Origin of the sequence: Streptomyces lushanensis (genome assembly GCF_001700515.1) — a bacterium.
GTDB classification, from domain to species: domain Bacteria; phylum Actinomycetota; class Actinomycetes; order Streptomycetales; family Streptomycetaceae; genus Streptomyces; species Streptomyces lushanensis.
Genome location: NZ_MAUD01000310.1, coordinates 1 through 9,368, shown reverse-complemented (window position 1 = coordinate 9,368; position 9,368 = coordinate 1). Strand labels below are relative to the sequence as shown.

At 69.9% G+C, this 9,368-nt stretch carries 9 protein-coding genes; 4 read left to right on the top strand and 5 right to left on the bottom strand.

Going from position 1 to position 9,368, the window contains the following annotated elements:
* The coding region (locus BFF77_RS23900; protein WP_169922716.1) for a Gfo/Idh/MocA family oxidoreductase at nt 1–309 on the bottom strand (309 nt) is incomplete at its 3' end.
* 89 nt (nt 310–398) lie between these two features.
* On the bottom strand, nt 399–1,493 hold the full coding sequence (locus BFF77_RS23895) for a TetR/AcrR family transcriptional regulator (RefSeq protein WP_066953269.1): 1,095 nt from the start codon (nt 1,491–1,493) through the stop codon (nt 399–401).
* Nucleotides 1,494–1,654: 161 nt separating this feature from the next.
* Here BFF77_RS23895 and clpX point away from each other — a divergent pair, with 161 nt between their 5' ends.
* A complete protein-coding gene (gene clpX / locus BFF77_RS23890) occupies nt 1,655–2,950 on the top strand; it encodes an ATP-dependent Clp protease ATP-binding subunit ClpX (protein WP_066953267.1) in 1,296 nt (431 codons plus the stop codon).
* A gap of 111 nt (nt 2,951–3,061) precedes the next feature.
* Entirely contained in the window at nt 3,062–4,948 is a 1,887-nt protein-coding gene (nhaA, locus tag BFF77_RS23885) for a Na+/H+ antiporter NhaA (protein WP_066953265.1), read from the top strand.
* Nucleotides 4,949–5,015: 67 nt separating this feature from the next.
* Here nhaA and BFF77_RS23880 read toward each other — a convergent pair whose 3' ends face one another.
* Entirely contained in the window at nt 5,016–5,849 is an 834-nt protein-coding gene (locus tag BFF77_RS23880) for an alpha/beta fold hydrolase (protein ID WP_066953262.1), read from the bottom strand.
* Nucleotides 5,850–6,106: 257 nt separating this feature from the next.
* On the opposite strand from BFF77_RS23880, the gene BFF77_RS23875 reads away from it, so the two are divergent.
* Together BFF77_RS23875 and BFF77_RS23870 are read left to right on the top strand one after the other, a co-directional pair.
* A complete protein-coding gene (locus tag BFF77_RS23875) occupies nt 6,107–6,610 on the top strand; it encodes an ATP-binding protein (protein WP_066953259.1) in 504 nt (167 codons plus the stop codon).
* A gap of 119 nt (nt 6,611–6,729) precedes the next feature.
* A complete protein-coding gene (locus tag BFF77_RS23870; RefSeq protein ID WP_066953257.1) occupies nt 6,730–7,506 on the top strand; it encodes a cupin domain-containing protein in 777 nt (258 codons plus the stop codon).
* 200 nt (nt 7,507–7,706) lie between these two features.
* Here BFF77_RS23870 and BFF77_RS23865 read toward each other — a convergent pair whose 3' ends face one another.
* On the bottom strand, nt 7,707–8,624 hold the full coding sequence (locus BFF77_RS23865) for an MIP/aquaporin family protein (RefSeq protein ID WP_066953254.1): 918 nt from the start codon (nt 8,622–8,624) through the stop codon (nt 7,707–7,709).
* A 299-nt stretch (nt 8,625–8,923) separates the two neighbouring features.
* On the bottom strand, nt 8,924–9,368 hold a 445-nt coding region (locus BFF77_RS23860; protein ID WP_141698508.1), incomplete at its 5' end, for a discoidin domain-containing protein.

Sequence of the window (9,368 nt, the reverse complement as noted above, 5' to 3'; positions counted from 1 at the left end):
CGCCGCGGGAGGCGTCTCCGCCAGTACCGGTACCTCGCGGCGCACGAGATCCTTCGTCACCTCCGGAGTGACGGTCCACGGCACGGACGGGATCACGAACTCCGGTGCCTCCGGGCCCGCCCGCAGTTCGTCGACACCGAGGCAGGCGCGCACTCCCCATGCGGCCTCCACCTCGGCGGCGCGCTCCGGCGACCGGCTCACCACACCGCTCACCGTGAGCCGGCCGGGCAGCCTCTGTGCCAGCCGGACGAAGAACTCGGACCGCCAGCCGGTGCCGACCAGGCCGAAGCGTACGGGTGCTGCACTCACGTGGATCGCTCCTCTGAGAACGGGCCGGAGGGAGTGGAAGGCGGCCATCCGGCAGGGTACGGCGTGACGGCCCTCGCGACACAGTTCCGCTACGGGCCCCACCCGGAGGCGGTCGCCAGGGCCGAGGTGACCGCGTGGCACGCGCCACGGCCGTCGGCGCACGCGACGATCCTGTCCGCCTCGATCCGGACGGCCGCCTCGGTCCCGTCGCCGACGGCGGGCAGACCGGCCGCCGCGGCCAGGGCGCCGGACTCGTCGAACACGACCTGTACGCGCGGCCACGCCGAGGGCGGGAACGCCTGACGCAGACAGCGGCAGAGCTCGGCGACGGCCAGCCGCGCCAGCGGCGCCAGTTCGTCCGGATCCCCCGTGACCAGGACCGCGGTGACCCGGGTGCCGGGCGGAGCGGCCCGTACGGCCTCCTCGACGGCCTCCAGCCGGTGCAGTCCCAGGACGGCCACCACCCCGTCGCCCGTGAGCAGGGCGGGCTCGCCGCGCACCGCGTCCAGCGCGCTCGGCGGCGACCACGGCTCATCGGCCTCCCGCACCTGTGTGATCACATGCGTGGGCGGCCACCAGTCGTGGAGACCGAGACCCGCGAGCTGCTCACAGGCGCTGACGACATTGAACGGCTCGATGAATCCCGGCGCGGCGGCGGCCATCTGGTTCGCGCCGTGCAGGGTCGTGAGCACCGCCTCCGCGACCCGCACCAGACTGCCGGCCGGTGCGCCGGAGGGCCGCAGCCCTTCCAGGGCGAGCCCGAGCAGGATCGCGTCCACCTTCATGAGCTGCGCGAACGGCCGCCGGGTCCGCTCCTCGGCGAGCACCTCGGGCAGCAGATGCATACCGAGCCGTGGCATGCCGTGCTGTTCGTCGACATCGGCGAGCGGCAGCCGGGCCACCCAGGCACGCGCGAGTACGCCGAGGGCCTCACGGGCCGTACGGCCGGGCTCCGGGTGCGGCGGTTCCGGCGCGCGCTCGGCGAGATCGGCCAGCACCGCGAAGTACAGCGCCCGTTTGCCGGGAAAGTTGGAGTAGACCGCGCCGCGGGTCAGCCCGGCACGCCGGGCGATCCCGTCCACCTTGGCGTCCCGGAAGCCGTGTTCGGCGAACTCACCTCTGGCCGCCGCCAGCACCTTGGCGCGGTTGCGCTCCTGCGCCTGTGCCCTGTTGAGCCGGCCCATCGTCCTCACACGTCCCCGCGTTGCCGTCCATCGCGCTTCAAGATACCGTGAGGCATTCAGATGTTCGCGTCATATGGTCGGAGCATCCGGATACGCCGACCCGACCGAGAGATACGCCGACCGAGAGTCGGGCCGTTCAACGCTTGAGGAGATATTTCCGCGTGGCAGGCATCGGTGACGGCGGCACCCTGCTGAAGTGCACGTTCTGCGGGAAGAACCAGAAGCAGGTCCAGAAGCTGATCGCGGGCCCGAGCCCGGTCTGTATCTGCGACGAGTGCGTGGGGCTCTGCAACGAGCTGATCGCCGAGGACCTCGGCGCGCCCTCCGGCGACGTACTGGCGGATCTGCCGAAGCCGCGCGAGATCTTCGACTTCCTCGGGCAGTACGTGATCGGGCAGGAGAGCGCCAGAAGAACGCTCGCGGTGGCGGTCTACAACCACTACAAACGCATCGGGTCGATGGCGAGCCGGAGCGGGCATCACGGCGCCCACGAGGAACAGGTCGAGCTCGGCAAGTCCAACATCCTGCTGGTCGGCCCGACCGGCTGCGGCAAGACCTATCTCGTCCAGACGCTCGCCCGGATGCTCGACGTCCCCTTCGCGATCGCCGACGCCACCGCGCTCACCGAGGCCGGCTATGTGGGCGAGGACGTCGAGAACATCCTGCTCAAGCTGATCCAGGCGGCCGACTACGACGTCAGGAAGGCCGAGACGGGGATCATCTACATCGACGAGATCGACAAGGTCGCCCGCAAGGGGGAGAACCGCTCGCTCACCCGCGACGTCTCCGGCGAGGGCGTCCAGCAGGCGCTGCTGAAGATCCTGGAGGGCACGGTCGCGAGCGTGCCGCCGCAGGGCGGCCGTAAGCACGCGCAGCAGGAGTTCATCCAGATCGACACGGCCAATGTGCTGTTCATCGTCGGCGGTGCCTTCGCGGGACTGGAGCAGATCGTCGAGCAGCGCGTCGAACGCAAGGGCATCGGCTTCGGCGCCTCGATCCGTACCAAGGAGGAGCGGGACGAGCGGGAGGGACGGAGCGCCTTCGCCGATGTGCTGCCCGAGGATCTGCTGAAGTTCGGGCTGATCCCGGAACTGGTCGGCCGGCTGCCGAAGCTCGCGACCGTCCAGCCGCTGGACAGGACCGCGCTGACGCGGATCCTCACCGAGCCGCGCAACGCGCTGCTCAAGCAGTACCAGAAGCTTTTCGACCTCGACGGGGTGGAACTGGAGTTCACCGAGGACGCCGTCGCCGCCGTCGCCGAACAGGCCCTGCTGCGCCGCACCGGCGCCCGCGCGGCGCGCACGATCCTCGAAGAGGTCCTGCTGAATGTGATGTACGAGGTCCCGAGCCGGGACGATGTCGCCCGGGTCGTGGTCGACCGCGCCACCGTGCTCGACAACGTCAATCCGACGCTCGTACCGCGCCGAGGGCGCGAGCGCCGCGAGAAGTCCGCCTGAGCCGTACAGCCCGAGCCGTACCGCTGGAGACGGCGGGCCGGACCGGTCGTGGCGCTCGGTCCCGCAGGCCTCGTCAGGCGGCCACGGCGGGGCTCGCAGCAGAATGGCCAGGTGACTGTCGACCCGGCGACCCCGCGCCTCTCCGGCCAGACCGCGTACAGCGAGGAGATCCGGACCCCGCTCCGTGACTTCCTGCGCACGGAGACCGGCAGTGCCTCCGTACTGCTGGCCGCCGCCCTGGCCGCCCTGGTGTGGGCCAACGCCGGGCCCGGTACGTACGCCTCGTTCTGGACGACGGATCTCTCGGTCCGTGCCGGCTCCGCGGGAGTCTCCCTGGGACTGCGCGAGTGGGTGAACAGCGGACTGATGACGCTGTTCTTCTTCGTCGTCGGTCTGGAGGCGCGCCGTGAGTTCGACATGGGCGAACTGCGCGAGCGGAAACGGGTCGCCCTGCCGGTGATCGCCGGCCTCAGCGGCATGGTCGTACCGGTCGGGATCTATCTCGCCCTCACCGCCGGCGACCCGTCGGTGCACGGCTGGGGCACCGCCATGTCCACCGACACGGCGTTCGCGCTCGGCATCCTCGCCGTCTTCGGCACCCGGCTGCCCAGGGGCCTGCGGGCCTTCATCCTGACCGTCGCCGTCGTGGACGACTTCGTGGCGCTCGGCGTCATCGCGATCGCCTACAGCGGCCATGTCGATGCGATCGCGCTGGTCGTGGCCCTGGTGATCTTCGGCGTGATCCTGCTCGTACGGGCCGCCGGAGTGCGCCGGGGCGCGGTGTACGCGGTGCTCGCGGCGGGGCTGTGGCTGGCCGTACTGGAATCCGGTGTGGACCCGATCGTCACGGGCCTCGCCATGGGGCTGATCACCTCCGCCTATCCGGCGGCGCGCACCGATCTGGAGCGTGCGTCCGGGCTGTTCCGGCTCTTCCGCGAGCAGCCCACACCGGACCTGGAGCGCTCGGTGCGGGCCGGGCTGGCCACGGCGCTCTCGCCCAACGAGCGGCTCCAGCGCATGTACCACCCCTGGACGAGCTATGTGATCGTGCCGGTCTTCGCCCTCGCCAACGCCGGTATCACCATCAGCGGCGACCGGCTGGCGGACGCCTTCGGCTCACCGGTCACCCTGGGCATCCTGTTCGGCTATCTGCTCGGCAAGCCCGTCGGTATCCTCGGCGCCTCCCTGCTGACCACCGGACTGAGCCGCGGAGGGCTGCGCCCGCCCGTCGGCTGGGGCGCCACCGCGGCCGGCGGCACCATCGCGGGCGTCGGCTTCACCGTCTCGCTGCTGATCGCCACCCTCGCCTTCCACGGCACCCGGCTCGACCAGGCGAAGATCGGCATTCTCGCCGCCGTGCTCTGCTCCTTCGCCGCCACCTGGGTGGTCACCTGGGTGATCCGGCTGCTGCCCCGGCGCCGCCGGATCAGCGCCCTGCTGGGCACGGGGGAGTCCATCGTCGATCTGTCGACGCCTGTGGACCCGGACCGTGACCATGTACGCGGTCCGGGACAGGCATCGGTGGTCGTCGTCGAGTACGGCGACTTCGAATGCCCCTACTGCGGACTGGCGGAGCCCGTCATCCGTGAACTGCTCGCGGACTCCGGAGACGTCCGGTACGTGTGGCGCCATCTCCCGCTCACCGATGTCCACCCCAACGCCCAGCTCGCCGCCGAGGCGTCGGAGGCGGCGGCGGAACAGGGCGCGTTCTGGGAGATGTACGACCTCCTGCTCGGCCACCAGGGCGATCTGCGCCTGGCCGATCTGCTCCGCTACGCGGCCGAGACCGGGCTGGACACCGACCGTTTCCACCGGGATCTGCGGCATCACAGGGGCGCCGCCCGGGTCGCCGAGGATGTGGAGACCGCCGACAAGAGCGGTGTCTCGGGCACACCGACCTTCTTCGTCAACGGACGGCGCCACCACGGCGCGTACGACATCGAAGGTCTCACCGCGGCGGTGCGCGCCGCCCGCGCGCGCTCCCTGCTCAAGCCCTGAGGACACCCCTGTGTCCTGAGCCTGAGAACGGCCCGATGCCTTGAGGACGGCCAGGCCCTGAGGACGCCTATGCCTTGAGGAAGTCCATCAGGGCCGGGTTGACGATCTCGGAGTGGGTCCAGGCGATGTTGTGCGGGCCGCCGTCGACGGTGACGAAGGTCAGGTCCTTGATCAGTCCCGGAAGCCGCTTCGCCGTGTTCGCGTACGGAAGGACCCGGTCGTCGGTCCCGTGCAGGAGCAGCACGGGTACGTCGATGTTCGGCAGGTCCGCTCGGAAGTCGGTCAGCCAGGTGTCGACGCAGGCGTGGGCGGCGTAGGCCGAGACGGCCAGGGCCGTGTTGAAGCTGAAGGTCCACGCCTCGTCGCTGATCCTGGTTCCGCGGTAGCGATCGACGTTGTAGAGGTTGTTGACGAACTCCTTCATATAGGCCGGGCGGTCGGCGACGACGGCGGACTTGATGTCCTCGAAGATCGACCGGTCGAGCCCCTCGGGGTTGTCGTCGGTCTTGAGGAGGAACGGCGGTATGGCGCCCATCAGTACGGCCCTGCTGACGCGTCCCGAGCCGTACTTGCCGAGATAGCGCGTGACCTCGCCCGTGCCCATGGAGAAGCCGACCAGCACCGCGTCGGAGATGCCGAGATGGTCGATGAGGACCTTGAGGTCCGCGGCGAAGGTGTCGTAGTCGTAACCGAACGTGGGGCGGCCGGACTTGCCCGAGCCGCGCCGGTCGTAGGTGATGACACGGTAGCCGGTGGCCAGCAGGACGCGTTCCTGCTTCTCCCAGGAGTGCCCGTCGAGCGGGTAGCCATGGATGAGGATCACGGGCTGTCCCATGCCGTGATCCTCGTAGTAGATGTCTATGGAGCCGGTGTTTTCCTGCCCGACGGTGACGAACGGCATGGGTGTGCCCGCTTTCTCTGCTCGGCAGGGGGTATCCACGGCGTCGCCCGGTCCCGCGCGGCACTCGGCACCGGTCGTGCCGTCCGGATCGCCCCTGATGCTGACGCTTTGTCTTCCATGAAAACCCCGCCCGTCGGGGCCCGCCACCGGTGTTTTTTCGCCAGGCCCGCAGTGCATACCGACGGAGTGCCGGGGCACAAGGAAGAACGGAGATAGGGGGTCCCCCGCATCGCCCTCACGATGGGGGGCAGGAGCGTATGAACGTATTGAACGGACAGACCGTAATCGGCACGGCTCTGGCGTCCCTGGCGGACCCCGTCGGGCCGCTGCGTCTGGCACAGGAGTTCCTGGGCGCGCCGGGATGCCCGGCGGAGGCCCGTGGGCTCACCGTCCGTTTCCTCCAGCGGCTGGAGGCGGAGTGGTGCGCCGAGCTCGGGGACCGCAGGAGCGGCGATGTGCTGCTCGTCGTCAACGAACTGGTCACCAATGCCGAGCGGCACAGCCATGGACCGTTTCTGCTGGAGCTGGAGGGCACCGACCGCCGGCTGGTCGTGACCGTGTACGACAGCAGTTCGACGCTGCCGCGCCGCTATGAGCGCGATCCCGGCCGGCCGGGCGGGCACGGTATGGAGATCGTCGACGCGCTGAGCGACCGGCTGGTCGCCGAACGGGTCCCGGTGGGCAAGCGCGTCCAGGCCGTGTTCGAGCTCCTCGGCGCGGGCGGCGACCGGGACACGCGCGGCGACCGGCCTCCGGTCTGACGGAGGTCCCGGGGCCGCGCCGTTGACAGTGCTCCGCCATGACCTTACGTTCTGCCGAGAAAGCGCTTGCTGCAGGTGTCCCGCACCACTGTGAAGGCGAGGAGCCGGTGGGAACACACATGGTGACCGGGGCGGCGGGCTTCGCCGGGCTGCCCGGAGCCGTCGCCGTATCGCATCTTCGGGTGTACGACTGGGAGGCCGCCGACGGACTGCGCGGTGGCACGCCGCACCTTCATCTCACCTGCTCCGAGGGCTATGTGGTGACGGAGGGACGGGGAGCCGTCCAGACGCTCGGTCCCGGGGGTTTCGCCGTCACACCGCTGGCGCCCGGAGCGCTCGTCTGGTTCACGCCGGGCACCATCCACCGGCTGGTCAACGACGACCGGCTGCGCATCGTGGTCCTGATGCAGAACAGCGGTCTGCCGGAGGCCGGGGACGCGGTGCTCACGCTCCCGCCGGAGTATCTGGCCGATCCGGAGACATACGCGCGGGCCGTCCGTGTCCCCGACGCGGCGGAGGCGTCCGAGGAGGAGCAGGCCGCCGTCGCGCGCCGGCGGCGCGATCTCGCCGTCGAGGGCTTCACGGCGCTGCGTACGGCATGGGAGGCCGGCGACACACGGCCGCTGCTCGACTTCCAGCGGGCCGCCGCCGCGCTCGTACGGCCCCGGGTGGCGCGCTGGCGCGAGCGCTGGGAGGCGGGCGCGGCGGAGGCCGCCCGACAGACCGGTGTTCAGCTCGACCGGCTCGCCGAGGGCGACGCCTCGTATCTCGGCGAGGCCCGGCTGCACGCCCGGCTCCCCGCGGCGTACGGCAGATTCGGCATGTGCGGGCGGCTCGACACCTACGACGTCCACGTCGAGAGGCCGGCCGTGGTCCAGCCGTCGGTGGTGCTCTAGGCCCTGTCCGGCCGGTCTTCGCGGGCCCGGAACGCCTGGCACGGCACCTCGCCGCGTTGTCGGAGTCGCCCGAGTACGGCCGGGCCGTCGACGACGCCGGTCCTCCGCCTTGCGATGCTCCCCCGTGGCCTGAACGGCACGGGAGGTACCCCCTCCACCAGCCGCCCCGGGCCGATCCACGAAGATCGACCGGACAGGGCCTAGACGTCGGCGGCCGGGCCGGGGGCGGCGTCTCCGGCCCTTCCGCCCTCCCGTCCTTCCGAGACCTTGCTGCGGGCGTCGAGCACTCGTCCGATGAAGAAGTCGTAGACAACTGCTCCGACAAGGCCTCCGATCAGCGGGCCCACGATGGGAATCCACATGTAGTGGCTGAACCACTGGAAAGTCCCGGGAATGGCGATGTCGCCCCAGCCCACGACGTACGTCCACAGCCGTGGTCCGAAGTCACGGGCCGGATTGATCGCGTATCCCGCGTTCGTGCCGATGCCGAGGCCGATCGCGACGACGATGAAGCCCGTCAGAAAAGGACCGAGATTGGACGCGGGAGCGGTGTTGCGCGTATCGATGAGAGCGAAGATGAGCATGACGAGGATGCCGGTACCGATGATCTGGTCCAGCAGCGGACCCCACCAGGAATTTCCGAAATAGGCGGCCGGAAAGGTGGCGAAAATCGAAAAGGTGGAGAGCGACTGATCCCGGGCGAGCCCGGCTTTGTTGTTGAACGCGTTGATGGCCCAGCTGTACATGCTGAACACCACCGCGGCCCCGAGGAAGGCACCCAGGAACTGCGCGCCCCAGTAGGGGAGGATCTTCTTTCCGGCGAAATTCCTGCGTGCGGCGAAGGCGAGCGTCACCGCGGGATTGAGATGGGCGCCGCTGACGCCTCCCGCCACGTAGACGCCGAAGACGACGCCCAGGCCCCAGCCGAAGGAGATGATCAGCCAGTTCGCGGCGTCGAAGGGGGTGGACTGGCGGCCGGAACCGGGAAGACCGGCGACGGCGACGGCCACCGATCCGCAGCCGAACAGAATCAGTACGAATGTTCCCAGGAATTCCGCGAGCAGTTCGCCGCCGAGCCCTTCTCGGTAGCCGCGACGCTTCGTACTGGTGGCTGTCATGACGCCTCCTGCTTGCGATGGGTTCGGCGTGCTGTTCGTATGCTGAATCCCACGGAGGTGCCCAGGAGCGGGCCTTGATACGCGAGTGTAGGACCGTCCGGTGGAACGCGCCCGGCGAGTCGTGTTCACCGGCTGACGGCTATTCACGGAGGCCGTACAGGGCCGTATCGGCCATTCGGGTGAGCGCTCCCGAATACGAGAACGCCCGGCCGGGGATGTCACCGGCCGGGCGTTCCGTCTGTTGTCGTGCCGTTGTCGTCGTACGTACGCGTCGTGCGCGGTCCGCTGGGCGTCCCGTGCTAGCTGGTGTAGGCCTCCAGCTCGGAGAGCTGAGCGGCCGGCCAGCCGGTGTTCGCCGTGAACGTCAGCCGCAGATAGCGGACCGCCGTTCCGTCGAGACTGACCGTCGCGGTGTTGCCGCTCGACGGGTTGAAGGTGTAGTTCGCCGATGCCTTCAGCGTGTTGTACGGGCCGGTGGTGCTGCCCAGCACGCTCAGTGTCTGCGTACGGGTCGCCCACGCGGACGCCGGAGGAAGCTTCAGGACCAGGCGCTTGACCGCCTTCGCGGCGCCGAGGTCCACCGTGATCGACTGCGGGAAGGCGTTGTTGGTGCTCTCCCAGTAGGTGCCGGCGTTGCCGTCGACCGCGTTGCCCGCGCCGTACACGTCCACGTGTCCCGACTCGGTCACCGGGCGTCCCTGGGCGAGGTTGCCCGTGTCCGCGGGAGGCGGCGTCGTCGGCGGC

What these genes read in the sequence shown, in the direction of transcription:
- BFF77_RS23895 (WP_066953269.1), bottom strand. Translation starts at nt 1,493, where the DNA reads ATGGGCCGGCTCAACAGGGCACAGGCGCAGGAGCGCAACCGCGCCAAG.
- BFF77_RS23880 (WP_066953262.1), bottom strand. Translation starts at nt 5,849, where the DNA reads ATGCCGTTCGTCACCGTCGGGCAGGAAAACACCGGCTCCATAGACATC.
- BFF77_RS23875 (WP_066953259.1), top strand. Translation starts at nt 6,107, where the DNA reads ATGAACGTATTGAACGGACAGACCGTAATCGGCACGGCTCTGGCGTCC.
- BFF77_RS23870 (WP_066953257.1), top strand. Translation starts at nt 6,730, where the DNA reads ATGGTGACCGGGGCGGCGGGCTTCGCCGGGCTGCCCGGAGCCGTCGCC.
- BFF77_RS23865 (WP_066953254.1), bottom strand. Translation starts at nt 8,624, where the DNA reads ATGACAGCCACCAGTACGAAGCGTCGCGGCTACCGAGAAGGGCTCGGC.